Source organism: Pseudarthrobacter sp. fls2-241-R2A-127 (genome assembly GCF_030209355.1).
Taxonomy (GTDB): Bacteria; Actinomycetota; Actinomycetes; order Actinomycetales; family Micrococcaceae; genus Arthrobacter.
The window spans coordinates 1-26,544 of record NZ_JARVSF010000017.1 but is presented as its reverse complement, the minus strand read 5'-3'; the positions used below and the strand labels follow the sequence as shown (position 1 = coordinate 26,544).

The following is a 26,544-nucleotide window of genomic DNA, read 5'->3' as shown; positions in this document are numbered from 1 at the left end:
ACCAAAGGTGAAGCCAAGGTGACGTACGCAGCAAGCCGGAGCCGGCGGCTTGCGTAGGAGCGCATCGCCGACTGGAGCGAAGTGAAGGCCGCCCGCGGCCGTAATTGAGCGGAAGGAGGTGTCTAAGCGACGGCAAGCCGGCGGTTGCGGCGTAGCCAGCAACCCAAAAGGCCTAGCCTTCGGCTTTGCCCTGCCTCCAGTACCCCATGAAGGCCACCTGCTTCCGGTCGATGCCCACGTCGCGGACAAGGTACCGGCGCAGGTCGCGGATGGCGGCCGCCTCACCGGCAATCCAGGCGTAGAAGGGCATGGCGCCGGCGGGCAGCTGCGGATTCCTGGCGGCGGTGATGGCGGCGGCTTCCATCCGGGCGGGCGTTTCCCACAGGATGTCCACGTCAACGTTGACGTCCTCCGGTTCCGGCCCGGCGCCGCCGTCCGCTGAGATCCCCACCCAACCCGGCACCGGGACGGCCCTTCGCACGGCGTCCTGCAGCAACTGGCCGTGGGGCCTGGACCTGCCGATCGCGGCACCGCGGGCCAGCCACGTGATTTCGATGTCCGCCGGCGAGCTGAGCTCCAGGAAGTCGGCCGCCTGCTGGACCTCAAGGAAGGCGTGACCGCTCATGTAGGGCGGCAGGGCTTCCAGGATCGCCGAGATGGCGGGGACGGCGGTCTCGTCGCCGGCGAGCAGGATGCGCTGGGCCAGCCCGGGCCGCCATTCGATGCCGGAGTAGGTCTCCGCGGTAATGCAGTGCGCGGCGCGGTTGTTGGGGCCGATGATGGTCAGGGCATCGCCCGGTTTCGCGTTCACGGCCCAATTCGCGGCCGGCCCTGACGTTTCCCGGGACAGCCCGCGGTCACCGCCGTGCAGGGCGAAGTCGACATCGATCTCCGGGTAGACCGCGTCCAGCCGGGCCTCCCGGACCGTGTAAGTTCGCATGGCCCCGCGGACGTCCGGGTCCATGGCCAGCCAGTCCCGGTACCAACCGGCCTGGCTGGTGTTGAACGCCGGCAGCGGCAGTTCGGTACCGTCGGCGGCGCGTGAGGGAATCAGGAGTTTGATCCGGAGGTCAAGGGTGTCGCCGTGGACGCCGAAACCGCGCAGCGAGTACCCGCCAAAGGTGATCCTGCGGAAGTTGGGGCTGAGGTCGCCGACCGAGGTCACCCTGACCTCGAAGGCCACGCTCATCGGCTGCGTGGCTGCGGTTTCACGGGTCTTCATGAGGCGGCCTCCAGTTGGTTGGCTGTGGCGTGGCGGCGGCCGATGGGGATGATGAGCGGGGTACCGGAGACGGGGTCCGGGATCACGCGGCTTTGCAGGCCGAAGACGTCGCTGACCAGGCCTTCGGTCACTACCTCGCCGGGGGTGCCGGCAGCCGTCACTGCGCCGGCCTTCATGGCGATGACGTGATCCGCGTAGCGTGCCGCGAGGTTGAGGTCATGCAGGACGATGGCCACTGTGGTGCCGCGCGTGCGGTTAAGGTCCGTCACCAGGTCCAGGACTTCCACCTGGTGCGCCAGGTCGAGGTAAGTGGTGGGCTCGTCCAGGAGCAGCACGTCCGTCTCCTGCGCCAGCGCCATGGCAATCCAGGCGCGCTGCCGCTGGCCGCCGGAGAGTTCATCCACCTCGCGCCCGGCGAGGTCCAGCGTCCCGGTGGCTTCCAGCGCCCGCTGAACCGCAGCCTCATCGTTGTCACTCCAGCCACGGAACAGACCCTGGTGCGGGTAGCGGCCACGGCCCACCAGGTCCCGCACGGTGATTCCATCCGGGGCGGCGGGATGCTGGGGAAGCAGCCCAAGGGTGCGGGCCAGTTCACGGGCCGGGCGGACGTGGATGTCCTTGCCGTCGAGGGTCACGGCGCCGGACGCCGGCTTGAGGAGCCGGGACAGGCCGCGCAGCAGGGTTGATTTTCCGCAGGCATTGGCACCGACGATCATGGTGACCCTGCCTTCGGGTATCCGGATGCTTAGCCGGTCCACCACGCAGCGTTGGTCGTATTTCAGCGTCAGGCCTTGTGCTTCCAGAACGGGCACGTCAGGCGTCCTTTCGGTTGGTTGTGACCAGGAGCCACAGCAGGAACGGGGCGCCGAGCGCGCCGGTGACCACACCCACCGGCAGGACGGTGCCGCCCAGCAGCAGCGGGGCGAGGTTGGCGGCGAAGTAGTCCGCCGCCAGGACAATCAGGGCACCCACCAGGGCCGACGCCGGCAGGCCGGGCCGGCCGGTGAAGCGGCGGGCGATGGGTCCGGCCAGGAAGGCGACGAAGGCAACCGGCCCGGCAGCCGCCGTCGCCACCGCCGCCAGCGATACCGCGATGACCACCAGTGCCAGGCGGGTGCCGGCGACGCGGAGCCCCAGTCCGGCGGCGGCGTCGTCGCCCAGTTCCAGGATGCGCAACGGCCCGGCGATGAACACGACGGCGGGGACCAGGACAGCGAGGGCCAGGAACAGGACACCGGCCCGCTCCCAGGTGGCGGAGTTCAGCGAGCCGTTGAGCCAGACCAGGGCGTCCGCGGCGGTCCGGATATCGGCGCGGGTCATCAGGAAACCCACCACTGCCTGCAGGGCGGCGGCAATGCCCACCCCGGCCAGGACAAGGCGGTTCCCGGCGGCGTTCCCGCGGCCCGGCCCGCGGTTCCTGCCGCTGGAGATCGCGTAGATGAGCACGGCGACGGCGAGCGCACCGGCAAGCGCCGCCCCGGACACCGCGGCACCGGAGGCGCCGAAAACGACGATGGCTACCACGGCTGCGGCACTGGCCCCCGAGCTGATGCCAATGACATCGGGGCTGGCCAACGGGTTGCGGAGCATCGTTTGGAACAGGGCGCCGGCCAGACCGAACGCAACGCCGATCATGGTTCCGATGACGGCCTGCGGAAGCTTGTTCTCCATCACGATGAAGCTGGCGCCCGGAATCTTCGGCCCGCCGGTGAGATGGTTGGTGACGATGGTGAAGAAATCCGGGACGGTGACCGTGTAGCTGCCCAGCAGGACGGATACGAAGAACATCACCACAACGGCCGCGGCCAGCACGGCGGTCCGGTTCAGTGGCCCCCGTTGCTCCATCGCTTTTGGTCCCTTCGGACGGGTTTTAGCAGCCATACCTGATAGCGGAACGCCGGTCACAGGCCTGCCCCCTTTCCGCGGCGGATGAGCCAGACGAACACCGGGGCGCCGATCAAGGCGGTCATGATGCCGGCCGGGACCTCGCCGGGGAGCAGCACCACGCGCCCGATGATGTCTGCCCCGAGCAGCAGCGCCGGAGCGGCCAGCAGGGAAAAGGGGAGGATCCAGCGGTAGTCCGGGCCGGTGAGGAAACGGACGGCGTGGGGCACCACGAGGCCAACGAAGCCGATGGGGCCAGCCAGGGCGGTGGCGGTGCCGCACAGCAGCACGATTCCCAGCGCGGTTACGGCACGGGCGGGGCCCACCCGCTGCCCAAGTCCGCGGGCGGTATCGTCGCCCAGGGCCAGGCTGTTGAGGATCCTGCCTCCCAGCAGCACGATGAGGGCGCCCGCGGCCAGGAAGGGCAGGCCGGGCAGCAGCACGGACCAGTCCCTGCCGGCGATGCCGCCGACCTGCCAGAAACGGAACCTGTCCAGGGTGTCCTGGCTGGAGACCAGGATGACGTTCATGAGCGAGGAAAGCCCGGCACTCAGGGCAGCCCCCGCGAGCGCCAGTTTGACCGGTGTGGCGCCGTCCCGGCCCAGCGAGGCGATGAGGTACACCACCACGGCGGCGGTTGCGGCGCCCAGGAACGCGAACCAGATGTATCCGGAGAAGCCGGTGACGCCGAAGACGTAGATGCCGGTCACCACGGCCAAGGCTGCACCGGCGTTGACCCCGATGATGCCGGGATCCGCCAGCGGATTGCGGGCAACACCCTGCATGGCGGCGCCGGCCAGGCCCAGGGCCCCGCCGGCCAGCAGGCCAAGGACAGTCCGTGGAATCCGCGCCCGGACCACGGCATGGTCCCCGTTCGAGGGGTCGAAGGCGGCCAGCGCCTGCCACACAGTGCCGAGGGGAACATCCCGGGCACCCACCGCCAGCGACGCCCCGGCCATGAGCACCAGCACGACGACGGCGGCGCCAAGCAGGGCGGCACGCTTCCTTCCCCGGGGGTTACCGCGGAGGGGAGCAGCCGCCGCCCGGGCCGGCGCCCGGGTGCCGGGATCCGCCGCGGGACGTGCCGTCGTCGTACTCATGGCGTTGGACCTACTTCACGGCATCCGCTGCGGCGGCGAGCTGTGGCAGGAAGGTGTCCAGGGACCACGGCAGGCTCAGCGGCGAGGATGCCGAGATGGAAAGGGTCAGGGTGTTGTCTGAATCGGCCACCAGGGCGCCGTTCTTGATGGCGGGGATCTGGCCGAGCAGCGGATCGGCCTTAATGGCGTCGGTGGTAGAGGCATCGGGGACCCAGGTGACGAAGATGTCCGAGGCCAGCTCGTTCGCCTTTTCCGCGGACCACGGGATGTAGAACTCCTTGGAGCCCTTGGAGTTCTCCGTCACCACCGGGGCCAGCGTCATGCCGATTTCGGTGAGGAAGCGGGGCCGGTTGTCGTTGGCGGTGTAGACGTTCACACCGTCTCCCTTGGCGGGCTCGAGGTTGCCATAGATAAAGCTCTTGCCGGCGATCTGCGGGTAGCTGGCCACCTTGTCCTTGACGGTGGCCTCGGTGTCCGCCACCAGCTTGGCCGCCTCGGCGTCCTTGCCCAGGGCCTTGCCGATGATGGTGGTTGAGTCCTGCCAGGAGGTTCCGTAGGCAACCTCGGGCTGGGCCACCACGGGGGCGATCTGGCTGAGCTTCTTGTAGTCCTCCTCGGTGAGGCCCGAGTAGGCGGCGAGGATGACGTCGGGGTTGAGCTTGGCGATCTCGGTGAAGTTGATGCCGTCCGCCTCGGAGTACTGGACCGGCGCCTTGGCCGATCCGAATCCGGCGCCCAGCTGTTCCAGGGCGGCATCTTTCCACGGGGTGGAACCTTTGCTGTTGCCGCCCCATTCATTCTTGGGGACGCCCACGGGCACCACGCCCAGGGCGATGGCGACGTCGTCATTCACCCAGGAAACGGTGGCGACCCGGGTGGGCTGCTTCTCAATGGTGGTGGTGCCGAACACGTGCCCGATGGTCACGGGGAACTCCGCGCTGCTGCTGGAGCTGGTGGCGTCGGCTGTGGAGGAGGCGGGGCCGGTGGAGCAGGCAGAGAGCGTGAGCGCGGCTGCTGCCAGGATGGCTCCCGCTTTGCCGGCGGAGGAGAACAGGGTCCGGCGGGTGGGGAGGGGACCGGGGAAAAGGGAGGACGTCACGGGGCTCCTTCAGGGGGCGGATGAAAACTTAAGTAAGGCTAACCTATGTAAATCACCATTACGCAACATTTTTGTCACCTAATCCAAATGCGTGACCAACGACACATGCACCCGGCATTCCTTGGACAGTTGACTCTCAATTTGGCAGGATGGCCTTGCCGGGCCGTCCTCAGCCAGCCCGGAATGCTGAACAAGGAACAGGACACGGAAACGATGCGCATGCAGAAGGCCTTCCGGGCCGCCGCTGCCATGGAGAGCGGGGTGGCCGCTTTGGCCTGCTCCGCGGAGACTGACTGACTCCCCGTTACCCCTGGCCCTGCCCCGGGCCGCCCACCTTCTCGAAAGTTCAGCCATGCAATCAGTCACGCCTCAGCAAATCCGTTCGTCCTTCGTCAACGCCAGCCGCTCAGAAGCCGCGAAACTCACGCTGCCCAAAAACTTCGACTCCCTGGACTGGAACAGTTTGGAGTTCCTCGGGTGGCGCGATGAGAAGATGCCGCTGCGCGGTTACCTGGTGGTTCCCGGCCCCAAGGGCCTCACGGGCATCATGCTCAGGGCGCCCGAAGGGGGCGCCCGCAAGAAGCGCTCGGTACTGTGCGAACTCTGCCGCGATGTGTTCTCCAAGGAGGACGTCCTCCTCTGGGTCGCCAGGCGGTCCGGCCAATCCGGGCGCAACGGCAACACCGTCGGAACATTGATCTGTGCCGACTTCGTATGCTGCGGCAACGTCCGCAGGGAGCCGCCGGTCAATGAAATCAACCCGGACCCCGCCGTCGTCGTACAGCGCCAGATCCAGGGGCTGCAGGAGCGCACCGCGCAGTTCCTGGCCCGGGTGCAGGCGAAATAGCGGCGCAGCCCAGGTAGGACCGGTTACCGCAGGACGATGTCCACCGGGTTCGCCTCGGACCGCCAGGCGCCTTCTTCCCCCGGGCGGGGACGGATGACGGGTGCGGTCAGCACTCCGGAGCGGTTGGTGCGTTTGTCACGGAGGATTTCGGTGACGGAGCCCAGGTGCCGGGACAGGTCGATCACGTTCTCGGGCGCAGCCAGCAGCAGCTGGAACCCGAACTCGTGCAGCGCCTTGATCCCGGCACCGGCGAACTCTTCGGACGCGAGCACGAAAGCCTCGTCCATCATCACGGTGCCGTACGTGGTGAAGCCCTGCTCGGCGATGCCCAGCTGGTAGCTCAGGGCAGCGGCCATGATGAACGCGGTGAACCGCTGCCGTTCACCACCGGACATGGACCCGGTGTCGGCGTGCATGAAGACATCAGTCCTCTTGCCGCCCCGTGGACCGGCCACCTCCCTGTGTTCCTTGCACTGGATGAACAGGTGGCCGCGGACGTCCAGGACCTCTGCGCGCCAGCGCCGGTCCTCGGGTGCCTGCGACCCCAGCCGCTTGACCAGCGTCTCCAGGGATTTGTAGCGGGCGGTGAGCTCGCCGTCGTCGTCCCCGTCCGGGCCGGCAACGCCTGCGCGGCCTGCGTCCGCCTTCGCCGGCCGGGTGTGCCGGGCCTTCAGCGCGTTCTGGATGGCGTCCTTGAACTGCTTGGCGGTGGGCGGCAGCGTCTGCTTGATGTCCAGTTCCAGGTAGCTGCCCTCGTGGAAGTTCACCTGCGAGAGGATTCCGTTCAGGGGCAGGATGCGGCTGGTGATGGAACGGCGTTCCTCGTCCAGCAGATGCAGCAGGGTACTGAAGGACTCATGGGTGCGCTGATTGAAGAACTGCCGGAATTCGGCCTCCTGCGCGGGCAGGCCGTCGTTCACGATCGCGTGGTAGCGGGCCTCGAATTCGCTGGCGGCGCCGATGCTGGTGCCGTGGTCGGCAGAGATGGCGCTGCCCCACTCCCGCACGAAGCCCTCGAAGATCCGGGTAAGCCGCTCCGCGGTGGCCTGTCCCCGTGATTCAGCGGTGTGCAGCTCGCCCAGCAGGGCGGTCCGTACCCGGTTGGCCAGGTTGTCCAGCTCGTGCATTTCGGTCACGTCGCCGAATTCCGCGAAGTGCGGTTCCAGCGCTGCGGCCGTGGTGTCCGACGGCGGCGCCTGGGCCAGGCGGACGCGCGCGGCTTCCAGGAGCGCGTCGGCGCCGGTCAACTGGCGGTCCAGTGCCTTGTATTCGCTTTGCAGGACTGCGGCGGACTCGGTGCTGGACTGGTGTTTCTGCCGGACCTCCTCGATGGTGGCGCGGAGCGGTTCCAGGTCCGCCTGCGCGGCCAGGGCGTCCTTCAGCCGCTGTTCGATCCGCGTCAGCTCATCTGCGGCAACTGCGGCAGACACCTGTTCCCAGGGGCGGTCGTCTTCGGCGATCCGCCGCAGGGCATCGATCTGGCGGCTCATGCCCTGGTGCGAGTCCTCGCGGCTCTGGGCCAGTTCTGCGGCCTTGGCCACTTCCTGCCGGAGGTCCTCCACCTGACCGGCCACGAGTTCGAGCTTGGCGGCGTTGTCGAAGCCCAGCACGTAGTCCTGGCGGCTGGTGAAGCGGTCATCCTTCTCCACCGTGTGCCGGTTCCGCTTGACCACGCCGCCCAGGCTCAGGCCCTTGTCCAGTCCTGCCAGCTCGTCCGGGTCCTCCACGCAGGGGTACGCAAAGTCCAGCGCGATCCGCTCGCGGACCCATTCACCGGCCTCGGCCACCGCACCTGCGGCGAGGATGTCCAGCTTGGTGAGCAGGTCGCCGTCGCGCGCGTCCTCCACGGCGAGCGCCCCTCCGGCGAGCGGCTTGGAGACGTCCACCGCCCGCAGCGCACCGCGCACCGTGTGGTCATTGAGGTACCGGGTCACGGCACCGAAGTGCTCGCCGGGCACCAGCAGGGTGGTGGCCAGGTTCCGGAGTGCACGTTCGGCAGCCGGGCGCCACCGTTCCTGTCCTTCGGCCAGGTCCATCAGCTCGCCCGCGAACGGCATCCGGTCTTCCGGGATCCCCGTGGCAGCGGCGATCGCCGCGCGGTTTTCAATGCTCGACGGCGGCAGCAGGGATTTGCGCGTCTTCAACGACACGAGTTCCTGCTCGGCGGCCGCAAGCTCCCTCTTGCGGGTGGCGTGGGCGTCAAACGCCTCGAACCGCAGCTCCTGCAACGCCTGCGAATCATCCTTCAGCTCGGCAGACCTCGCCGCCGCCTGCTCATGGGCCTGCTCCCAGCCGGCCGCGCTCCACTCAAGCTGCAGCCCGGCGTCGGACAATGCCTGCTGGGCTGCCTCTTCCACCTGGCGTCGCAGCTTCAGGCCAACCCGGGCGTTCTCCAGCGACTGTTCGATCGCCGAGATGGCGTTGCCGCCCTGGTTGTTGTAGTCGGTCTCCAGCTGCCGCAATTCCTTGGCCAGCCCGTCGCGGACCGCACGTTCGGCGCCGAGCTCCTTGGCTTTCGCCTGGGCCAGCTCACGGAACCGGACCAGGGTTTTCTGGTGGACCTCAACGGCCAGCTTCTGCTTGTAGGCCTCGAACTCCTCGCCCACCAGTTCCCGGAGCCGGTTCGCGTCCAGCAGCGACTGCGCATATTCCCTGTTCAGGCCGGGGACGGGGGCCAGCTGGTCGCGCTGCTGCCGGACGTCCTCCAGCCGCTGCCGGATGGACATCAGGTTGCTGAACTCCTCCACCACGTCATCCGCGGCGGCGAGCGTTGCGGGGGCATCCAGCACCTGGTCCCGGAAGAAGGTGTTGACGCTGCCGCCGAGCCCCTTGCCGGCCTGGATGACCCGCAGCAGGGGCAGTGCCTGGTCCGAGCTGATCCCCAGCAGCCGCCGGAACCGCTCAGCGAACGCCTTGTGGACATCGAACACCTGCGCGTGCGGGAAGAGTGTCTCCAAGGCGCCCTTGGTGAACCGCCTGTCCGCGATTCCTTCAACGGCCTCCAGATCCAGCGGCACATTATCGACCAGGTAGAACCGGCCCACGCTGGACTCAGTGCCGTTCTTGGGCAGGTCGAACAGCGCCGAGACCGTCACCCGGGTGCCGGCAGCGTTGTCGAACGTCAAGGCCACGGCGGACCAGGTGGCACCGGGGCGCTGGAACGCACTCGCCGAGCCCTCCCCCACGGCCTTGTCCCCCACCTTGCCGCGCATGTACGTGAACGTGGTGCGCTTATCCTCCACCGCACCGCCCGAACGCTGCGCAGCCGCCTCATTGGACCGCGGCCGCGCATCGAAAACCCTCAGCATGGCATCGAACAGCGTCGACTTGCCCACGCCGGAGTTGCCCGTCAGCAGGGTGCCGTTCCGGTCCACGTGCATGGTGTGCGCGCCGTGGAACGTGCCCCAGTTGACCACCTGCACCAGGGCAAGCCGCATTTGGCCCGGATTGGTCACGTCCCCCAAGGGGAGCATGCTCGCGATGGTCATTTGGTCACCTCAGTCTTGATCGCGCTTGACTCCGCAGCCGGTGCGTCTTCTGGTCCGTCACCAGGGGCGGCATCGGCGTCGTCGTCCCCCGCGCCGTCGTCCGCACCCGAAGCATCGCCGTCGAGGTCTATTAGTGCTTCCGTGCCCGTGGGATCTGCCGAGGCCGCCACCAACGCTTCGATGTGGGCCGGGATGTCGCCGATGTTTTCGAACGGCAGCGCCAGGGGCAGGGCGTTGGAGATGGTGTAGACGTCGTCCAGGCCGGTGGGGAGCAGCAGCTGACGGGCCAGGAGCTTGGTGATGGCGCGGGTCACCACATCGGAGTCGCGGAGGGCGTCCTGCTGGCCCGCCGGCTGGTAGTGGGCCACCAGGTCCGTGATTTCCTCACGGGTGATGGTGGGGTCCGTCTGGGCGGTAACGTGCCGGTCCAGGAGCAGGCGGAGCCGGAGCAGCACGATGGTTTCAACCCGGCTCAGCGCGCGCTGCTGCCGCAGGATGCTGGACCGGGTGCTGCCGCCGATGACCTCCGGATCCACGGGACGGAGCACAGCGATCTTCCGCTCATGGTCCAGCTGCAGGGTCAGGAACAGCTCGGCGAGCCGGCTCCGCAGGATCAACTGGTTGTCCAGCAGCACCGTCCACAGCTTTTCGTCGCGGCCACCGTCAATGTACGGGCCCTTGAGGAGCTTGACCAGGGCCTGCCGCACCTTCATGGGCAGCACCCCGGTATCGCCGGGGAACAGGGCAGCGCCATCGACGAAAGTGTCGCGGGGTGAAACAGGCCCCGGGTACCCGGGGCCGGATGCCGCTGTGGTGTCGGCGTGCCCAACCGCCTCCCCGTCCGCGCGCACGTCCTCCGGTGCATCTGCCGGCCCAGGGGCCGGCGTCGTGATTTCCTCAGTCATCTGAATCCTTTGCGAGCGTGACCACGGGCAGGTAGGCCCTGCGGGTGGAACCGTCTATCTGTTCGAAGTCCAGGCCGTCCCAGGCCCCGCGGTTGAAGTCCGCACCCCGGTGCAAGGCTTCGGAAAGCAGGGCGCGGATGGAGTTGATGTGCTGCTCTTCGGGCGGCAGCTGCTGCCAGGCGCCCGCGAGTGTCGCCGCGCCGGCCAGGGCCGCGCGAACCACGGCGGGCTTGGCTTTGCCCGTCCTCGGCGAGCGCACCCGGTCCGAGTCGGTAAAGGCGATGGGATCGGCCAGCCGGGGCGGCGCCGCGAACTCGTCGGGATCGAACAGCTTCACCATGGACAGCGACTCGAAGCCGGCGTTGTACAGCACGGGGCCAGGCACCAGGCCGGGCCGTTCACGCTCATACGGCAGGGACCGGATGGCTTGCTCCGCCTCGCGCAGCACCTGGCGGAGCCGGACCGACTGGCGGAAATCGTCACTCTGGACGTACGTGTTGAGGCTTTCGCTGAGTTTGCCGTAAATGCGTTGGATCTGGCTGTGCTGCTGCCGGAGTTCGGCCACCAGGTTCTTCAGCGTCTCCCGGTCCTCGGGTGAGAGGTCGTCCGCGAACTGGCGGCTCAGGACTTCGCCAATGGCGGAGCGGAACCGGAGCTGCTGCTGCGGGTCCTCCAGGAAGGCGGTGAAGGACCGGAACGTCCTGCCTTCGGGGCTCTGGCGCAGCCGTTTATCGGCTTCCAGGACCTGCGCCATGGTGGCGCCCTTGGTCAAGGACTCCTCGATGATCTGGTTGCGCAGGCCGCCCACCAGTTCCTCGATCCGGTCGCGCATCTTCTTGTAGTCCGCCGGCAGGCTGGCGGCCAGGTCCAGGATGTTCCCGGCTGCCTCCACGGCCTCGTCGTCGTCCAGGAGGCCGTCGAACCCGCCGGTGCTGATGTCCTGGATCAGCTGCTGCCGCTCCTCGATTTCCTCTTCCAAGGCTTCCAGCCGCGCGCTCTGGTCCGGGTTGGTTTCGTTGGCAAGCTTCTCCACGTCCCCCAACAGCGTTCCCAGCCGAGACCCGTTCAACGTGGACCGCTCGCTGGAGAGGCTGTCCAGGAAGGCCAGCACACGCGCAGCCGGTTCAGTGACCTCGTAGACGATCTGACCCGACTGGTTCCGGCGGGTCAGGAACTGCCGCCGGGTCCACTCGTCGCCGAAGGACTTTCCGTTGGCCCCTCCGCCCAGCCCCGGATCCTGGAGCCGGAGCTCCTCAAGGAAGGAGTCGACGTCGGCATGGAATTCTTCCAGCGGCAGCTGCGGCCGGGTACGGGTAAAGGAAGCCTGCAGCACCGCGATCACCCAGGGCGCCGAACGCGTCAAGGCCCAGGCGGGTCCCTTGGTGAGGAGTTCGAGGTCCCGGAGCCGGGCGCTGATGGCGTCAGCGGATGACCTGGCGGAGCGGGGCACACACTCTCCTTGGGCTTGGGTGGCGGGGGCGCGGCAGCGGGGCGGACCGGAAAACTGCCAACTACAAGGTTAACGCAGGCCGCCGCGACCACTCCGTGACCTACCTGCGGGTAGTGTTTCGATCCCGTATCAACAGCCGCGCGGCCCGCGGCGGCTCTGGCTGGCCACGCAACTGTCCCCCTAGTCTTCTGCTACTGGTCTTCGCAGTCTTTCGCCACAGCAACGCCGCAGCAGGGGGATTCATGCAGTTCGATCTAAGTTCAGTGGAAACAGCAACGATGGTCTTCATCGGGACGCTGGTATTCGGTGCGATCCTGGCGGGGTTCGTCCTGGCCGCCGCGCTTGCAGCCCTGGTGCTGCTGGGCGCCGGCAAGCTCACGTGGACGGTGCTGGCCACCACGCTCCTGGCCGTGGTCCACGGGATCAACGCCGGGTGGGACAAGCTGGTCCACCGCGCCGCCGCGGTGGACCTTTCCGGCGATTTCCAGGGACAAACGGCCCCTGTTACGGGAACCTACCCGCGGGTAATCTTGAGTGACAGCTGAAGGGTTCTCCAACCCGGCGGATCCATGGCTACACCGGCCATTCCGGCCCAAGGAGATAACCCATGAGCTCCGCAACTGACAGCCACGCCAAAGACGCCCCGGCCGGGGAAATTCCGGTCCCGGCCACCAACATCGGGGCCGGCGCCACCGCCGAGGACGCCCGGGCCGTTGCAGAAGCCGCCCGCGAAACCGGCTGGGACCGCCCCAGCTTCGCAAAGGGCCTCTACCTGGGCAGCTTCGACCTCGGCCTGATCCACCCCTGGCCGGCCGCCGACCCCGCGTCCGTGGAAAAGGGCGAGGCCTTCATGGCCCGGCTGACCGAATATGCCAGGACCATGTCCGGGCGGGTCATCGAACGGGACGCCAAGATCCCGGACGAGTACATCAAGGGCCTGGCCGGCCTGGGCGTCTTCGGCATGAAGATCCCGGAAGAATACGGCGGACTTGGCCTCTCGCTGGTGTACTACGGCCGGGCACTGGCCCTTCTCGGCAGCGTCCATCCGAGCCTCGGCGCGCTGATCTCCGCCCATCAGTCCATCGGCGTTCCCGAGCCGGTGAAGGTCTTCGGCACACCCGGGCAGAAACGCGAATACCTGCCCCGCTGCGCTGCCGGCGCCGTCACCGCGTTCCTCCTCACGGAACCTGACGTGGGCAGCGATCCTGCCCGGATGGGCAGCACCGCAACGCCAACGGACGACGGCGAGGCGTACCTCCTGGACGGCGTGAAACTTTGGACCACCAACGGGGTGATTGCGGAACTGGTGGTGGTGATGGCCCTGGTCCCAGCCCACACCGATGCCGCGGGCACCACCCACAAGGGCGGCATCAGTGCGTTCGTGGTGGAGATGGACTCCCCGGGCATCACGGTGGAAAACCGGAACGCCTTCATGGGCCTGCGCGGCATCGAAAACGGCGTGACCCGCTTCCACCAGGTGCGGGTCCCCGCCGCCAACCGGCTGGGCCGCGAGGGCCAGGGCCTGAAGATCGCCCTGACCACACTGAACACCGGCCGCCTGGCGCTGCCGGCGTTGTGCGTGGCGTCCGGGCGGTGGAGCCTGAAGATTGCCCGCGAATGGTCCAATGCCCGCACCCAGTGGGGCCGGCCCGTGGGCGAACACGAGGCCGTGGGCAAGAAGATCGCCTTCATCGCGGCCTCCGCCTTCGCCCTGGACGCGGTTTTTGAACTCTCTGCCGAGCTTGCGGACGCCGGGCAGAAGGACGTCCGCATCGAAGCCGCGCTCGCCAAACTCTGGGCCACGGAGATCAGCTGCCGGATCGCGGACGAGCTGGTGCAGATCCGCGGCGGCCGCGGGTTCGAGACGGCAGAATCCCTGGCGGCCCGCGGTGAACGCGCGGTACCCGCCGAACAGCAGCTCAGGGACCTGCGGATCAACAGGATCTTCGAGGGGTCTTCCGAGATCATGCGGCTGCTGATTGCCCGGGAAGCCGTGGACGCGCACCTGGCTGCCGCGGGCGACCTCGCTTCCCTCGATGCGAGCCTTGCCGATAAAGCCAAGGCCGCCGTCGGCGCCTCGGGTTTCTACGCCAAGTGGCTGCCCAAGCTGGTGGCCGGCGCCGGCATGGACCCCCGCTCCTACAACGGGTTCGGCAGGCTGGCCAAGCACCTGCGCTTCGTGGAACGCTCCTCGCGCCGGCTGGCACGGCAAACCTTTTACGGCATGGGCCGGTGGCAGGCGAAGCTGGAGCGGAAGCAGGCATTCCTGGGCCGCATCGTGGACATCGGCGCCGAACTCTTCGCCATGACCGCCTGCTGTTCCCGCGCGGAGATGCTGCTTCGCACCTCTCCCGGCACGGCCGCCGGCGCCTACGAGCTCGCCGACGCGTACTGCGAGCAGGCGAAGGTCCGGGTGGACGAATACTTCGACCAGCTGTGGCGGAACACCGACGACGCCGACCACGCTTTGACCCGCAAGGTCCTGGCCGGGGATTACACCTGGCTGGAAGCGGGCGTGCTGGACCAGTCCGAGGGCACCGGCCCGTGGATCGCCGACGCCTCCCCCGGCCCCTCCCACAAGGAAGACCTGCACCGCAGCTACCGGTAAAACCGCAGGTCACAAACTAGTAAGCACGCTTGCTATCGGTGCTGGCGGGTGGTTGAGTTAGTCCATGAGCAGCTCAACGGACCCAGAGAACCTGCCTCCCCGCCATGCCCGGGAGGATGAAACCTCCCGCATTGACACCGGCCGGGCGGGCGCAGTGGACGATTCCGCCACGCGTTCGATCGACCAGGCACCGGCCCGTCCGCGCGACCGGGACCGGACCCTGAACCGGGACCAGGAAAGGGACTACGCCGCCGTCCCGTCCGCGGAACGCGAGTACCGCCCCGCCCCCGCAACAGCCGCGGCACCCGTGGTGGACCCGACGCTGGCGGACAGGGAAACCGCCGTCGCCCGCCAAAAGGAGCGGTTCGGCGGGATCAAGGCCGGCTCCGCGTTCTTCGGCTGGCTCACGGCCACCGGGATGGCCGTGCTGCTGACTGCCTTGGTAGCTGCCGCCGGGACCGCAGTGGGGCTTGCCAACAACACGGATGTCAACGCGGCCGTGAACCAGGCTGCGCAGAACAGCGGCACCGTGGGGCTGGTGGGCATCATCGTCCTGCTGGTGATCCTGTTCCTCTCCTACTACTGCGGCGGCTACGTCGCGGGGCGGATGGCACGCTTCAATGGGGCCAGGCAGGGGCTCATGGTGTGGATCTGGGCCCTGATCGCGGCCGTCGTGATCGCCATCCTCGGACTGCTGGCAGGCCAGCAGTACAACGTCCTGGCCAACCTGAACAGTTTCCCGCGGATCCCCGTCAACGAAGGCCAACTGACCACCACCAGCATCATCGCAGCCGTGGTGGTGGCGGCCGTAGCCCTGGTGGGCGCCGTGCTCGGCGGCCTGGCGGGCATGCGGTTCCACCGCAGGGTTGACCGTGCCGGGTTCACTCCGGACAGCGACTATTACGACGACGGCGAATAGCCTGCAGGCAGCGCGCCCCTGCTAGGGGGCCAGGATGTCGCCGTCCACATAGAGCCAGCGGCCGCCTTCGCGGACAAACCTGCTTTCTTCGTGGAGGACGCCGCGGTCCGCGCCGTGCCGGTAATAGGCCTTGAACTCAACGGTCCCTTCGGTGTCGAAGGGACCGCCGTGGCGGGTGGCCACGATGTCCAGGCGCCGCCACCGCATGGCAGGGTCCAGGTCCAGGGGGGCCGGCGCGGTGGAGGGATGCTGGGTGCGCAGCAAATACGCCTCATCCATGCGGACGAAGGCACTGTACCGGGACCGCATCAACTGCTCCGCGGTCGCAGCTTCCGCCCCGCCCGCATGGAACCTTCCACAGCACATGGCGTACGGTTCGCCGGACATGCACATGCAGTTCGCGGACGCATCGAATTCAGTCACCCGGCGATGCTGTCATATCGGGTAACAGCTTCGCTACAACCCTGGCCGCGGCACCGCGCCCGGCGGCATGGCGCGCCAAAAATCCGTATGGTTGAGGAGGAGCTTTCCCGCAGCGCTGCGCGCCGGCCGGAGGCTCCGGGATGTTGATGGAAAGGAGTGAAGACGTGGAGCAACCGGACACTCTGGTCCTCAACCTGACCTTCTTCGGCACCATGGGCGTAGCCCTCCTGATGTTCTTCGTCCTCTTCCTCCTTGGAGTACTCACCCTGGTCCTCGCGGGCCTGGGCCGGCTTGCCGGCATCGTGATGATGGCCCTGTTCGGAAAAGGCCCCCGCAAGGGCCGTGCGCTGTTCATGGCGGCACGGAGCCACAACCCGGAACCCCGCCCATCCTGGCGGGAACGCGCCGACGCCCTCAGGCCGGCACGGCTCAGGGAGTCGCTGCGCACCGTCGTCGTACGCCACCCGAAGCTTGCCGCGGCCCGGCCAGAGCCCACGGTCATGGCCGAAGACTGGGCCTCAGCGGTAGCCGAAGCCGACAAGCGCGCCGAAGCCAGGGCCCGGGCGGCCGCGCCGGAAATCAAGCTCTCGGTGCGGGACCTCCCCGACCCGGCGGAGCCCGCCGACAAAGTTGCCCGGGTGGCCCCACTGGTGGAATCCGCCCTGCACAACCACCGGCCGCCGCATGAAATGCCGCGGTCCTTCAAGAAGCCCCAGCCACCCCATCCGGTACCGCCGCTGGACACCGGGTCCCTCGTTTCGCTGGCCGGCCCGAAGCAGGTACTCAAGGACAAGGCGCCGGAGAACAGCTAAGCCCTTACCCTGAGCAACCAACTGGGTTAGCGTGAAACCCATGGAATTCAGATACCTCGGAAACAGCGGCTTCAAAGTCTCGGAAATCACGTTCGGCAACTGGCTGACGCACGGCTCGCAGGTGGAAAACGACGTTGCCGGGCAGTGCGTGCGGGCCGCCCTCGACGCCGGCATCAGCACCTTCGACACCGCGGATGTCTACGCCAACACCGCAGCGGAAACCGTCCTGGGCGAGGCCCTGAAGGACGAGCGGCGCGAGTCCCTGGAAATCTTCACCAAAGTATTCGGCCCCACCGGCCCCAAGGGCAAGAACGATCTGGGCCTCTCCCGCAAACACATCATGGAGTCCATCAACGGGTCCCTGCGCAGGCTGCAGACGGACTACGTGGACCTCTACCAGGCCCACCGCTACGACTTTGAGACGCCGCTGGAAGAGACCATGCAAGCGTTCGCGGACATCGTCCGGCAGGGCAAGGCGCTCTACATCGGCGTGAGCGAGTGGACCGCCGACCAGCTCCGTGAAGGCCACAAGCTGTCCAGGGAACTCGGCTTCCAGCTCATCTCCAACCAGCCTCAGTACTCCATGCTGTGGCGGGTCATCGAGGCGGAAGTGGTCCCGGCGTCGGAGGAATTGGGGGTGTCCCAGATCGTCTGGTCGCCCATGGCCCAGGGCGTCCTGAGCGGCAAGTACCTCCCCGGCCAGCCGGCCCCGGAAGGAAGCCGCGCCACGGATGAGAAGGGCGGCGCCAAGATGATCCAGCGGTGGATGCGCGACGACGTCCTGGCGGGCGTGCAGGACCTGAAGCCGATTGCCGCCGAAGCCGGCCTGACCATGCCGCAACTGGCCGTTGCGTGGGTCCTCCAGAACCCGAACGTGGCATCCGCCATCGTGGGCGCATCCCGGCCGGAGCAGATCGCGGACACCGTTGCGGCGGCAGGAGTGACGCTGGACGCCGAGGTCCTCAAGAAGATCGACGACGCCATCGGCGGCCTCGCCGAGCGCGACCCGGCCCAGACCAAGTCGCCGGCCACCCGGGAAGCCTGAATGGCGTCCCGGGCCGATCTCCCCGAGCTTGCGGTCACCGGATCCACCGGAGGCCTGGGAGGCATGCTGGCGCGCCAACTGGCCGGGTCCGGATTCGCGCAGCGGCTGCTGGTACGGGACCCCGCCCGCGCGCCGGAACTGGCCGGGCCTCCGCGGTGGTGTGCTCCTACGGCGACGGCGCGGCCTCCCGGCAGGCCCTGGACGGGGTGGAGCTCTTGTTCATGGTGTCGGCGGCCGAGGCCGAAGACCGGCTGCAGCAGCATTTCGCGTTCGTGGACGCCGCCGCTGACGCCGGAGTGCAGCACGTGGTCTACACGTCCTTCTACGGCGCCGCGCCGGATGCCACCTTCACCCTGGCCCGGGACCACTACGCCACGGAGGAACGGATTAAGGCCTCCGGAATGGACTACACGTTCCTCCGGGACAACTTCTACCTGGACTTCCTGCCGCTGATGAGCGGCGAGGACGGGGTGATCCGCGGCCCCGCCGGTGAGGGCCTGTTTTCCGGGGTGGCGCGGGAGGACGTGGCCCGCTCCGCCCATGCAGTGCTCCGCGATCCGGCGATCCACCGGGGGATGACCTACAACCTGACCGGACCGGAAGAACTCACCATGGCGCAAGCCGCCCAGGTTCTGAGCGACGGAACCGGCCGGACCATCAGCTACCACCCGGAGACGGTGGAGGAAGCCTACGCATCCCGGGCGTCCTACGGTGCCCCGCAGTGGCAGTTGGACGCGTGGGTGAGCACCTACACGGCGATGGCGGCCGGGGAGATGGCGGGCCTCTCACCTGACGTGCACGGGTTGACCGGCCAGGACCCCATCAGCCTGGCCGAGTTCCTGGCCCGGCCCGTCCTGTAGTGCTGCGCTCCCCGGCCCGTGGGGCTGTTGACGGGCCGGGGAGCCCGGCGTAGACCTGTGGCTAGGCGCCGCCACCCCGGCGGAGCACGGCTCACAGAAATACCGGCGCCATGACAGAGACCAGAGAACACAGCCAAGCAGCGGCCCCTGAAGCCCTTTCGGTTCCCGCCGGCCCGTCGCAGGGTCCCCTCACTTCCGAGGAACTGCAGCTCTCCGCCCGGAACCATTCAATGCCCCTTGAGGCGCTCCGCCGCGACGTCACGCCGCCGGGGCTCCACTACGTGCTCACGCATTTCGATATCCCGGACATCGACGGCCCGTCCTGGCACCTGCGGATCCGGGGTGCGGTGGAACGGGCCCTGGAGGTTAACCTGGCAGCCCTCCGCAGGGCCCCGGCCATCACCGTCCCGGTCACCCTGGAATGTGCAGGCAACGGCAGATCCCTGCTGGAGCCGCGGCCCCTCAGCCAGCCGTGGGTGCTCGAAGCGGTGGGCACGGCCCACTGGACCGGCGTGCCGTTGGCCTACCTCCTGGATAAAGCGGGAATACTGCCTGGCGCCCTGGAAGTGGTCTTCACCGGCGCGGATGCGGGCGTCCAGGGCGGCGTCCCGCACCATTACGCACGCAGCCTGCCGGTCCGCGAAGCCCTGCGTCCCGACGTCGTCCTTGCCTACGCGATGAACGGGGCCGAGCTGCCCCCGCAGCATGGATACCCGCTGCGCCTGGTGGTTCCGGGCTGGTACGGGATGGCCAGCGTCAAGTGGCTGGAATCGATCGAAGTGGCCAGGGCGCCGTTCACCGGGTTCCAGCAACAGTCCGCTTACCGCTACCAGGCCTCCGCGGACGACGCCGGCCGGCCGGTTTCGAGGATCAGGGTGCGTTCGTTGATGGTTCCGCCGGGAATCCCGGACTTTTTCACGCGCCGGCGGTTTGTCCGCCCCGGCCCGGTTACCTTGCAGGGCCGGGCCTGGTCCGGGGAAGGCGCCGTGACCGGCGTCGAGGTGGCCATCGACGGCACCTGGCTGCCCGCCAGGTTGGACAAGCCCGCCGGCGGCTACGCGTGGCGGGGGTGGAGCATGCCGTGGGTGGCCGAACCCGGCGAGCATGTCCTGGCCTGCCGCGCCACCGACGCAACCGGCGCCACCCAGCCGCTGGAGCAGAACTGGAATTACCAGGGGATGGGCAACAACGTGGTGCAGCGGGTCCGGGTGACGGTGGAGTGAGGCAGGCGGCCCGGGGCTATACTCGGTGCCAACCATGACCAGCCTCCCTTCCTCCCCCGCCAGTGTCCGAATCGATGCGTGGTTGTGGGCCGTCCGCGCCTACAAGACCCGGTCCGCCGCCACCGCCGCCTGCCGTGCGGGGCACGTCCGCCTCAACGGCAGCCCGTCCAAGGCTTCCGCGACGCTGGTCACGGGAGACACGGTGACGGTGCGCATGTCCGGGTACGAGCGCGTCCTTGAGGTGCGGCGGCTGATCGCCAAGCGGGTGGGGGCCGAGGCCGCATCCCACTGCTTTACCGACCACACTCCCCCGCGGCCTGTCCTGCCGGCGCTGGGGCTCCCGCAACGGGACCGGGGCGCCGGGCGGCCCACCAAGAAGGACCGCCGTGAGATGGAGCGTCTCCGCGGGCCGGCCTGACCTGTTGCGCCGGCGTCAGCCTTTGGTCCGCCCCCGCACGAGGTTCGCATAGGGGAGTTTCCCGTATTCCTCGACAAAGCCTGTGTGGTAATCCGCCTCGGCCTGGTTGAGGGTTTCGGCTGCCATTTCCTTCCACGCAACCAGCAACGTGCCGGCATCCCTGAGTTGCCAGATGAGCCGGCCGTCCCAATGGCCCGGCGGCTTTCCGTGCCCGAAGTCCATGAACTCCTGGATCTGCCGCCTTAGCCCGCGGTTGCCCTTGCTGCCCGGACCGGCTTTGCCGAGGTACAGCACAGCGGCCTTGTCCACCCAGGCAGCCCTGAGGTCCTGCTCCGGCAGGGAGGGATCCTTCTTCTTGAAGACGCCGGCGGTGCTCTTCTTCAGGAATTCCGGCCGGAACGCGTCCGGCGCCACGATGACGAAAATGCCCGTTCCCCGCGGGACGCGCATGGCGTCGAGGTCCGTCAGGGGCCTGAAGCCCAAAAAGCCGTCGTCTTTCAGGCCCCTCCTGGTGAACTGCATCCTCACATTGAACAGCATCCCGGCACCGGGACCAGGGTTTCCGGGAAACGTCCATGGTGCTCTCAGGAACAGTGGCTACCATTGGCCCGTGCCACCGCTTGAGATCCTTGTTTCCTCCTGGCGCCTCGACTGGGCCGCCACAGCGTTCGTCGTTGTGGCCGGAGTCCTCTACGGGTGGGGGATGCGTTCGGCCGGACGCAAAGGCCACCGGTGGCCGGCCTGGCGGTCGCTGGCGTTCTACCTACTGGGCCTTGGTACTTTCATCATCCTGACCTGTGGTTTCACCGGCGTGTACGGCCCGCAGCAACGGTGGGCATTCACGCTCAAAATTTCCTTGCTGCTCTTTGTGGTTCCGCTGCTCATAGGCCTGGGAAAACCCCTGACGCTTGCGCGTGCGGCGTTGCCGGACCATGGCATTAAAGTCTTCGATGCCGTCCTGTCCAGCCGGCCGGTGCGGTTCGTCAGCAATTCGTTCGGCGCACCGTTGCTGGGCCTGGCCCTCTTCTCCACCTTCCTCACACCGGCCTTCTACACCCTGCGGACCAACCCCGCGGCGGACGCCCTGCTTACACTTGGCGTCCCGATGCTGGGCATGCTCATGGCACTGCCCATCATCGAGGAATCCAATTTCCATCGGTCCAGCGCCTACCTGACCCTGGAATTCATGTTCGTGTTCATTGAGTTGCTGATCGATGCCGTCCCCGGAATCCTCCTCAGCCTCAACGGCCAGGTCCTCGACCATGCCATGACCGTCCCGGATCCCCAGTGGTGGTTCAGGGACGCCTTGCAGGACCAGCAGTTCGCGGGGAATTTGCTGTGGTTCATCTGCGAGGTGGTGGACCTGCCGCTGATCATCCTCATGTTCATCCGCTTCTCCCGCAGCGACAAGCGCGAAGCCGTGGTTTTTGATGAACTGACCGATGAGCAACTCGATGAGCTGCACGCCCAGCACCTGCGGGGCCGGCACTAAGCTGGCCCGGACCAAAAATCAAGTGTGCCCAGCTCTCCCCGCGGAAGCGTAGAGTGGCATAGGACGCCTGATTCTGGACGCCTCGCTGCAAAGGGAGAAATCGTGACGATTGATTGGGACGAAAAAAAGGCCCTGCTACAGGAACCGAACATCGCGAAGGTAACCCAACTTTGCGAAGAACTGATGGAAAAGAAGCCCGGTTCCACCGTCCCCTATATCGACCCCGTCCATGACGAAGACGAGTGCAGAATCATCAGCCTCCAGGCCAGCCCCGGCAAGGGCACCGAATCCGGGTTCGTCTCCCTCTTCAACGACGACGAAGCAGCCCGCCGCGCCACCCAGATCTACGAACTCGCCGAACTGGATCCGCAGTACGTCATGCCGTGGAACGCCTACCCGTGGATCCGCGAAAGCGGCAGCCCGTCGGCGCTGAGCGTCCAGGAAAAAACAGATGGCCTGCGCCCCTTCCGCCAGTTCCTCAAGATCAATTCCCGCGTCTCGGCGGTTATCGCGCACGGTACGGATGCTTCGACGTTCCTGACCCTGTTTGAAAAGACCTACCACTCGTCGCTGAAGAACAGTGGCATCAAGATCTACAAGGCCTCCGCCCTGGGCGGGAGGGCCTTTGCTGTTTCAGATGCCAAGCAGGAGGAACTCCTGGCGAAGAGTGTGGAAACCTACCGGGATGCCATGCAGCGGGCGGGCATCCAGCACCTCTAAGGCTGCGTGGCCGGCTCCGGACTACGGTGCCTCAAACAGGCGGCGCCGGTGCTTCAGCTCCTTGACCCATGCCCGGGTGACCATCGCCGGGAAGGGTGACCCGCCGTCGTCGGCCGCCGTGGAAGCATTCCCGAGCGCGAAAGCCGTCCCTGCCTCGAGGTCGGCCAGGAGCGGAGCGGATGCCTTCAGCGCCAACTCCACCACCGTGGCGGCCGCACGCTCCGGCAAGCCCAATGCGGTGGCCCAGCCCAGGAAATGCCGGCGGGAGATGCCGGTCCGTTTGCCACCCAGGGTCAGCGCCAGGGTTTTGTCCCCGTACACCACGGTGGAGGGAATGTCGTATACCGGGGCGATCCGCCATTCCCCGCCCGGGTCCTGCACCATGGATACGTTCTTGGCGTGCAGGTCGCCATTGCCCGTGAGCCAGGCAAAGGCGGCCTGCAGCGAGAGGTTCCGCAGGGCAGGCAGCGGTGCCGCGCAGTGATCGGCCAGCGCCCTGCAGACCTGCCCGTAGCCCACGTTGTACTTGTCCGCGGGGTAGAGCTTGAGCACCTGGGCCCCGTCTTCAACGGCAAGGCGCTGGACGTCGTCCGGGCCACCACCAGGAAGCGGCACCCGGTCGAAGCGTTCCACGAGAAGCCCGGGACGCCCGGCGACATCGTGGATCAGCTGGACCCGGCCCAGGGGAATCCTCAGCTTGGCGGCGTAGCGGAACATGATGAACTCGTTCTCCACCACATGCGGGAACTCGGGGGCGTTGAGTTTGAGGATAAACCGCTTCCCCGCCGTGGCCACCGGCAGCGAGATCATCCCGGCGGAAAGCTTGTCCGTCGTGCCGCTCCAGCCGGGCGGCCAGGACGCCGGCCTTGTACACGTCCGCCACGCGGTGCCTCATTCTCCGGTTCCACCGTCCCCGTTTGCGGAGTGTATGAGCGTCCGCACGGCATGGCTGGTGCGTGGCGCGACCTCGAGTCGGAGGCCCAGGGCCTCCAGCAGGGCAAGCAGCGAGTCCACCTGGACACTCGGCTTTCCCTGTTCCACGAACCGGACGAAGCGTTCGGATACGCCGGCGATGTCCGCCAGGTCGCGCTGGTTGAGCCGCAGGGCTTTGCGCCGGGCACGGACCTCCGCCGCCACCTGCCCCATCAGGGAGTCAGTCACCATACCTCCTAGGCACGATCGTGCCGATTAAGGCAAAGTTAGCACCGCGGGAGTGAAAAAATAAGTCCCGGGCCGGCCTGACGGTACGTTCGTGCCGGATTCGTGCGGTCGCCATCCATGTCGACTGTCAGGGAAATTTCAGGAGCGAAGGCGCATACTCGTAGGTACCCTGACCGCCGGCCATAGAAACAGGCTCAACCTTGACCTCCGCCACCACCCACCCATTCGGGGCAGCGCCCCTGGAGCGGCCCGCCGCCCTGTTCATCCATGGGGTGTCCAGCCCGGCACCGCGGGCTTAGGGTTGCTGCCATGACGGGGTTCATCGACAACCTCATGAACGTCAGCCCGCTGGTGGCATACATCGCCGTGTTCTGCCTCGTTTTTGCCGAGGACGCCTTGTTCATCGGCTTCGTCATCCCGGGTGAAACCGCGGCGGTCCTGGGGGGAGTAGTAGCCAGCCGGGGCGAAGTCCAACTGGGCGCCATGATGGCCCTGGTGGTCGCCGCCGCGATCGTGGGGGACAGTGTGGGCTACGAGGTTGGGAAACACCTGGGCAGCCGCATCCTGAAGACCAGGGCACTGGCCCGGCACTCCGGGAAGCTGCAGAATGCGCAGGACCTGCTCCGGCGGCGTGGCGGGTCCGCCGTCTTCCTGGGCCGCTTCACGGCCTTCTTCCGGGCGGTCATGCCCGCCCTGGCCGGAACCTCGCGGATGCCGTACGGCCGGTTCCTGGCCTTTAACGCGGCAGGCGGCGTGGTATGGGGCATCGGGTTCGTGCTCCTGGGCTTCCTGGCGGGCAACTCCTACGAGGCCGTCGCCCAGGCCGCCGGGCGGGACATCGCCGTCGTCATCGCCGCGCTGGCGGTGGCAGCACTCATTGCCTGGCACTTTCGCACACGGCGGCATCGGCGGCGCCGGCGAGCTGCAGGGCAGCGCCAGGACTAGGGAAGGCTTGACAGTGACTGTGACGGGTGCCATATTTAAGGCGTGAACCTGTCAGACAGCCGGACAGCAGGACAGCCTGTGTACCGTCCCCTTGCCCGGCTAAGCGCTGCCGAGGCGGTGTTCAACGCCATTCGCGGGGACATCGAATCGGAACTCATCCCCGTGGGAAGCAAACTCAACTCGGAAGCCACGCTTTCCCAGCAATACGGGGTGAGCCGTTCGGTGATCCGGGAAGCCCTCCGTTCCTGCACCGCCCTGGGCCTCACGGTCACCAGGACCGGCAAAGGAACGTTCGTTGTTGCCAGCAAGGTAGCCAACGACCTCACGCTGGGGCAATATTCGGCGCGGGACCTGACCGAGGCCCGCCCGCACATCGAGGTCCCGGCCGCCGGCCTGGCAGCAGAACGGCGCACTCCCGAGGAACTCGACGTACTCCGCGGGATCGTCGCCGCCATGGCCACGGAAACGGACCCGGAGTCCTGGGTTGCCCTGGACTCCAGCTTCCACGCCACCATTGCCCGCGCCAGTGGCAACAGGGTGTTCGCAAGCGTTGTTGCCGATATCAGGGACGCCCTTGCCCATCAGTCCGAGACGTTGAACATGGTGGCCGACCGCCAGCATGCCTCCGACGTTGAGCACCAGGAAATCCTTGCCGCCATCGAGGCCGGCTCCGCGGAGAATGCCCGCGCCGCCATGGCCCACCATCTGGAAGCCGTGGGCGTGGCCCTGGACTCCATCCTCAACAACTAGCCAATCCAAACCTTCCCAAGGACCCCATGCCATCCCCTGTGTTTTCTGCTGCCCATACCGCTGCCCCGGCCGAGCTGGCCCTGCCGCAGCACGCGCCGCTGGTCGCCGCCATCCGTGACGGCCTGGTGGAGAGCGTCCACTACGGCTCCGCGGTTGCCGTGTCGGCTGACGGTTCAGTGGCGGCATCAGCAGGCAACCCCATGGCACCGTTCTATCCACGCTCTGCCCTCAAGCCTTTCCAGGCCGTGGCCATGGTCCGTGCCGGCCTTGAACTGCCTGCCGACCTCCTGGCCCTGGCCGCCGCCAGCCATTCAGGCGGATCAATCCACCGGGACGGCGCGCTGCGCATCCTCGAACTCCACGGCCTGGCCCCCACCGACCTGGGGAACAGCACCGACCTCCCCTATGGGACCGCAGAGCGTGAAGAATGGCTCCGGAACGGAGGCAGCGCCACCCAGATCACGCAGAACTGCTCCGGGAAGCACGCGGCCATGGTGGCCACCTGCGTGATCAATGGCTGGCCGGTGCAGGGATACCTGGACCCGTCCCACCCCCTGCAGCAGCTCGTGCTCGAGACCGTCATCGAGCTCACCGGCGAGGAACCGGCCGCCGTAAGCACCGATGGCTGCGGCACTCCGCTGTTTGCCCTCACGCTCGCCGGCATGGGCCGCGGCTTCGGCCGGATCGCCAAGGCAGCCGCGCTCGACGACGGCAGCCCGGAAGCCGCCGTCGGCCTGGCGATGCAGCACCACCCGGAGATGGTGGCCGGGGAAGGCCGCGATGTCACCACGCTGATGCGGCTGCTGCCCGGCGCCGTCGCCAAGGACGGATTTGAGGGCGTGCAGCTGGTGGGCCTGGCCGACGGCAGAGCCGTGGCCGTGAAGATTTCCGACGGCGGCGACCGCGCCCGGATGCCTGCCACCGTCCAACTCCTGGAAGCGCTGGGCCTGGACACCGAGCCGCTCAACGGCATCGCCACGGCACCGGTGCTGGGCGGCGGCCACCAGGTGGGCCGGCTGCTCGCCACCGACTTCCTGAATTCCAACCCGTCCACGCCCGACAACGAAGCCCTGTGAGGACACCCATGACCATCACCGACACCGCGGCGGACACCGCAACCGCCGCTACCCGGTCGGAGCATGACTTGCTCGGCGACCGCGACGTCCCCGCCCA

25 protein-coding genes and 2 pseudogenes are annotated in these 26,544 nt (G+C 67.6%); 15 read left to right on the top strand and 12 right to left on the bottom strand.

Translation table 11 applies throughout. The features are described from left to right. Positions 1-172: 172 nt before the first annotated feature. The 5 genes from QRN53_RS13605 to QRN53_RS13585 are packed head-to-tail and all read right to left on the bottom strand — an operon-like array spanning position 173 to position 5,305. The gene (locus QRN53_RS13605; protein WP_285244371.1) at positions 173-1,222 is read right to left on the bottom strand and encodes a siderophore-interacting protein; all 1,050 of its coding nucleotides are present in this window, start codon (positions 1,220-1,222) and stop codon (positions 173-175) included. Further along, positions 1,219-2,034, bottom strand: a complete 816-nt coding sequence (locus tag QRN53_RS13600; protein WP_285244370.1) for an ABC transporter ATP-binding protein — start codon at positions 2,032-2,034, stop codon at positions 1,219-1,221. Before QRN53_RS13600 ends, QRN53_RS13605 begins: the two co-directional genes overlap by 4 nt. A gap of 1 nt (position 2,035) precedes the next feature. After that, positions 2,036-3,067, bottom strand: coding sequence for a FecCD family ABC transporter permease (locus tag QRN53_RS13595; RefSeq protein WP_285244379.1), 1,032 nt, complete (start codon positions 3,065-3,067; stop codon positions 2,036-2,038). Positions 3,068-3,123: 56 nt separating this feature from the next. Then, positions 3,124-4,206, bottom strand: a complete 1,083-nt coding sequence (locus QRN53_RS13590; protein WP_285244369.1) for a FecCD family ABC transporter permease — start codon at positions 4,204-4,206, stop codon at positions 3,124-3,126. Between the two features lie 10 nt (positions 4,207-4,216). After that, complete coding sequence (locus QRN53_RS13585) at positions 4,217-5,305, bottom strand: iron-siderophore ABC transporter substrate-binding protein (RefSeq protein WP_285244368.1); 1,089 nt, start codon at positions 5,303-5,305, stop codon at positions 4,217-4,219. A gap of 141 nt (positions 5,306-5,446) precedes the next feature. On the opposite strand from QRN53_RS13585, the gene QRN53_RS13580 reads away from it, so the two are divergent. Together QRN53_RS13580 and QRN53_RS13575 are read left to right on the top strand one after the other, a co-directional pair. Then, positions 5,447-5,602: a hypothetical protein gene (locus QRN53_RS13580; protein ID WP_285244367.1), complete on the top strand. Its 156-nt coding sequence runs from the start codon at positions 5,447-5,449 to the stop codon at positions 5,600-5,602. A 55-nt stretch (positions 5,603-5,657) separates the two neighbouring features. Then, positions 5,658-6,152 (top strand): FBP domain-containing protein, encoded by a 495-nt coding sequence (locus QRN53_RS13575; RefSeq protein ID WP_285244366.1) that lies wholly within the window; start codon positions 5,658-5,660, stop codon positions 6,150-6,152. Positions 6,153-6,175: 23 nt separating this feature from the next. Here the strand turns inward: QRN53_RS13575 and QRN53_RS13570 are convergent, their stop codons facing one another. Genes QRN53_RS13570 through QRN53_RS13560 form a run of 3 tightly spaced genes read right to left on the bottom strand, consistent with a single transcriptional unit; the run spans position 6,176 to position 11,995 of the window. Then, positions 6,176-9,640: an ATP-binding protein gene (locus QRN53_RS13570; protein ID WP_285244365.1), complete on the bottom strand. Its 3,465-nt coding sequence runs from the start codon at positions 9,638-9,640 to the stop codon at positions 6,176-6,178. Continuing rightward, a complete protein-coding gene (locus tag QRN53_RS13565; protein WP_285244364.1) occupies positions 9,637-10,545 on the bottom strand; it encodes a DUF4194 domain-containing protein in 909 nt (302 codons plus the stop codon). The genes QRN53_RS13570 and QRN53_RS13565 overlap by 4 nt, the downstream gene beginning before the upstream one ends. Further along, positions 10,538-11,995: a DUF3375 family protein gene (locus QRN53_RS13560; protein ID WP_285244363.1), complete on the bottom strand. Its 1,458-nt coding sequence runs from the start codon at positions 11,993-11,995 to the stop codon at positions 10,538-10,540. The genes QRN53_RS13565 and QRN53_RS13560 overlap by 8 nt, the downstream gene beginning before the upstream one ends. A 242-nt stretch (positions 11,996-12,237) precedes the next feature. Here QRN53_RS13560 and QRN53_RS13555 point away from each other — a divergent pair, with 242 nt between their 5' ends. The 3 genes from QRN53_RS13555 to QRN53_RS13545 all read left to right on the top strand — a co-directional run bounded on the left by QRN53_RS13555 (position 12,238) and on the right by QRN53_RS13545 (position 15,522). Next, a complete protein-coding gene (locus QRN53_RS13555; RefSeq protein WP_285244362.1) occupies positions 12,238-12,540 on the top strand; it encodes a hypothetical protein in 303 nt (100 codons plus the stop codon). Positions 12,541-12,602: 62 nt separating this feature from the next. Beyond that, positions 12,603-14,603: an acyl-CoA dehydrogenase family protein gene (locus tag QRN53_RS13550; protein ID WP_285244361.1), complete on the top strand. Its 2,001-nt coding sequence runs from the start codon at positions 12,603-12,605 to the stop codon at positions 14,601-14,603. A gap of 64 nt (positions 14,604-14,667) precedes the next feature. Then, on the top strand, positions 14,668-15,522 hold the full coding sequence (locus tag QRN53_RS13545; RefSeq protein ID WP_285244360.1) for a TIGR04086 family membrane protein: 855 nt from the start codon (positions 14,668-14,670) through the stop codon (positions 15,520-15,522). 21 nt (positions 15,523-15,543) lie between these two features. On the opposite strand, the gene QRN53_RS13540 is transcribed toward QRN53_RS13545, so the two are convergent. Further along, a complete protein-coding gene (locus QRN53_RS13540) occupies positions 15,544-15,915 on the bottom strand; it encodes a YchJ family protein (protein ID WP_285244378.1) in 372 nt (123 codons plus the stop codon). A 194-nt stretch (positions 15,916-16,109) separates the two neighbouring features. Here QRN53_RS13540 and QRN53_RS13535 point away from each other — a divergent pair, with 194 nt between their 5' ends. The 5 genes and pseudogenes from QRN53_RS13535 to QRN53_RS13515 all read left to right on the top strand — a co-directional run bounded on the left by QRN53_RS13535 (position 16,110) and on the right by QRN53_RS13515 (position 20,303). Beyond that, positions 16,110-16,757, top strand: coding sequence for a hypothetical protein (locus QRN53_RS13535; protein ID WP_285244359.1), 648 nt, complete (start codon positions 16,110-16,112; stop codon positions 16,755-16,757). A 40-nt stretch (positions 16,758-16,797) separates the two neighbouring features. Continuing rightward, on the top strand, positions 16,798-17,802 hold the full coding sequence (locus QRN53_RS13530; protein WP_285244358.1) for an aldo/keto reductase family protein: 1,005 nt from the start codon (positions 16,798-16,800) through the stop codon (positions 17,800-17,802). Next, positions 17,803-18,662: pseudogene (locus tag QRN53_RS13525) on the top strand (SDR family oxidoreductase). It begins immediately after the preceding gene. Between the two features lie 110 nt (positions 18,663-18,772). Further along, positions 18,773-19,885 carry a sulfite oxidase gene (locus QRN53_RS13520; protein ID WP_285244357.1) on the top strand — a complete coding sequence of 371 codons (1,113 nt, stop codon included), beginning with the start codon at positions 18,773-18,775 and terminating at the stop codon, positions 19,883-19,885. Positions 19,886-19,919: 34 nt separating this feature from the next. Next, positions 19,920-20,303, top strand: coding sequence for an RNA-binding S4 domain-containing protein (locus QRN53_RS13515; RefSeq protein WP_285244356.1), 384 nt, complete (start codon positions 19,920-19,922; stop codon positions 20,301-20,303). Positions 20,304-20,318: 15 nt separating this feature from the next. Here QRN53_RS13515 and QRN53_RS13510 read toward each other — a convergent pair whose 3' ends face one another. Beyond that, positions 20,319-20,825: a hypothetical protein gene (locus QRN53_RS13510; RefSeq protein ID WP_285244355.1), complete on the bottom strand. Its 507-nt coding sequence runs from the start codon at positions 20,823-20,825 to the stop codon at positions 20,319-20,321. Positions 20,826-20,913: 88 nt separating this feature from the next. Here QRN53_RS13510 and QRN53_RS13505 point away from each other — a divergent pair, with 88 nt between their 5' ends. Then, positions 20,914-21,795, top strand: a complete 882-nt coding sequence (locus QRN53_RS13505; RefSeq protein ID WP_285244354.1) for a cytochrome c oxidase assembly protein — start codon at positions 20,914-20,916, stop codon at positions 21,793-21,795. 102 nt (positions 21,796-21,897) lie between these two features. Beyond that, complete coding sequence (locus QRN53_RS13500) at positions 21,898-22,515, top strand: uracil-DNA glycosylase family protein (protein ID WP_285244353.1); 618 nt, start codon at positions 21,898-21,900, stop codon at positions 22,513-22,515. Positions 22,516-22,536: 21 nt separating this feature from the next. Here QRN53_RS13500 and QRN53_RS13495 read toward each other — a convergent pair. Next, positions 22,537-23,343: pseudogene (locus QRN53_RS13495) on the bottom strand (type II toxin-antitoxin system HipA family toxin); the annotation flags it as partial. A gap of 63 nt (positions 23,344-23,406) precedes the next feature. Continuing rightward, a complete protein-coding gene (locus tag QRN53_RS13490; RefSeq protein WP_285244352.1) occupies positions 23,407-23,679 on the bottom strand; it encodes a type II toxin-antitoxin system Y4mF family antitoxin in 273 nt (90 codons plus the stop codon). Positions 23,680-23,985: 306 nt separating this feature from the next. Between QRN53_RS13490 and QRN53_RS13485 the strand changes: the two genes are divergently transcribed. The 3 genes from QRN53_RS13485 to QRN53_RS13475 are packed head-to-tail and all read left to right on the top strand — an operon-like array spanning position 23,986 to position 26,447. Then, positions 23,986-24,621, top strand: coding sequence for a DedA family protein (locus QRN53_RS13485; RefSeq protein WP_285244351.1), 636 nt, complete (start codon positions 23,986-23,988; stop codon positions 24,619-24,621). A 42-nt stretch (positions 24,622-24,663) separates the two neighbouring features. Further along, positions 24,664-25,371: a FadR/GntR family transcriptional regulator gene (locus QRN53_RS13480; protein WP_285244350.1), complete on the top strand. Its 708-nt coding sequence runs from the start codon at positions 24,664-24,666 to the stop codon at positions 25,369-25,371. A gap of 26 nt (positions 25,372-25,397) precedes the next feature. Further along, a complete protein-coding gene (locus tag QRN53_RS13475) occupies positions 25,398-26,447 on the top strand; it encodes an asparaginase (protein ID WP_285244349.1) in 1,050 nt (349 codons plus the stop codon). The last annotated feature ends 97 nt before the right edge of the window (positions 26,448-26,544 follow it).

Excerpts from the sequence above, each read along its gene's own strand:
- QRN53_RS13575 (WP_285244366.1), top strand. The coding sequence starts at position 5,658 with ATGCAATCAGTCACGCCTCAGCAAATCCGTTCGTCCTTCGTCAACGCC.
- QRN53_RS13485 (WP_285244351.1), top strand. The coding sequence starts at position 23,986 with ATGACGGGGTTCATCGACAACCTCATGAACGTCAGCCCGCTGGTGGCA.
- QRN53_RS13490 (WP_285244352.1), bottom strand. The coding sequence starts at position 23,679 with ATGGTGACTGACTCCCTGATGGGGCAGGTGGCGGCGGAGGTCCGTGCC.
- QRN53_RS13590 (WP_285244369.1), bottom strand. The coding sequence starts at position 4,206 with ATGAGTACGACGACGGCACGTCCCGCGGCGGATCCCGGCACCCGGGCG.
- QRN53_RS13565 (WP_285244364.1), bottom strand. The coding sequence starts at position 10,545 with ATGACTGAGGAAATCACGACGCCGGCCCCTGGGCCGGCAGATGCACCG.
- QRN53_RS13510 (WP_285244355.1), bottom strand. The coding sequence starts at position 20,825 with ATGCAGTTCACCAGGAGGGGCCTGAAAGACGACGGCTTTTTGGGCTTC.
- QRN53_RS13550 (WP_285244361.1), top strand. The coding sequence starts at position 12,603 with ATGAGCTCCGCAACTGACAGCCACGCCAAAGACGCCCCGGCCGGGGAA.
- QRN53_RS13515 (WP_285244356.1), top strand. The coding sequence starts at position 19,920 with ATGACCAGCCTCCCTTCCTCCCCCGCCAGTGTCCGAATCGATGCGTGG.
- QRN53_RS13540 (WP_285244378.1), bottom strand. The coding sequence starts at position 15,915 with ATGTGCATGTCCGGCGAACCGTACGCCATGTGCTGTGGAAGGTTCCAT.
- QRN53_RS13545 (WP_285244360.1), top strand. The coding sequence starts at position 14,668 with ATGAGCAGCTCAACGGACCCAGAGAACCTGCCTCCCCGCCATGCCCGG.
- QRN53_RS13570 (WP_285244365.1), bottom strand. The coding sequence starts at position 9,640 with ATGACCATCGCGAGCATGCTCCCCTTGGGGGACGTGACCAATCCGGGC.
- QRN53_RS13595 (WP_285244379.1), bottom strand. The coding sequence starts at position 3,067 with ATGGAGCAACGGGGGCCACTGAACCGGACCGCCGTGCTGGCCGCGGCC.
- QRN53_RS13475 (WP_285244349.1), top strand. The coding sequence starts at position 25,398 with ATGCCATCCCCTGTGTTTTCTGCTGCCCATACCGCTGCCCCGGCCGAG.
- QRN53_RS13530 (WP_285244358.1), top strand. The coding sequence starts at position 16,798 with ATGGAATTCAGATACCTCGGAAACAGCGGCTTCAAAGTCTCGGAAATC.
- QRN53_RS13555 (WP_285244362.1), top strand. The coding sequence starts at position 12,238 with ATGCAGTTCGATCTAAGTTCAGTGGAAACAGCAACGATGGTCTTCATC.
- QRN53_RS13605 (WP_285244371.1), bottom strand. The coding sequence starts at position 1,222 with ATGAAGACCCGTGAAACCGCAGCCACGCAGCCGATGAGCGTGGCCTTC.
- QRN53_RS13520 (WP_285244357.1), top strand. The coding sequence starts at position 18,773 with ATGACAGAGACCAGAGAACACAGCCAAGCAGCGGCCCCTGAAGCCCTT.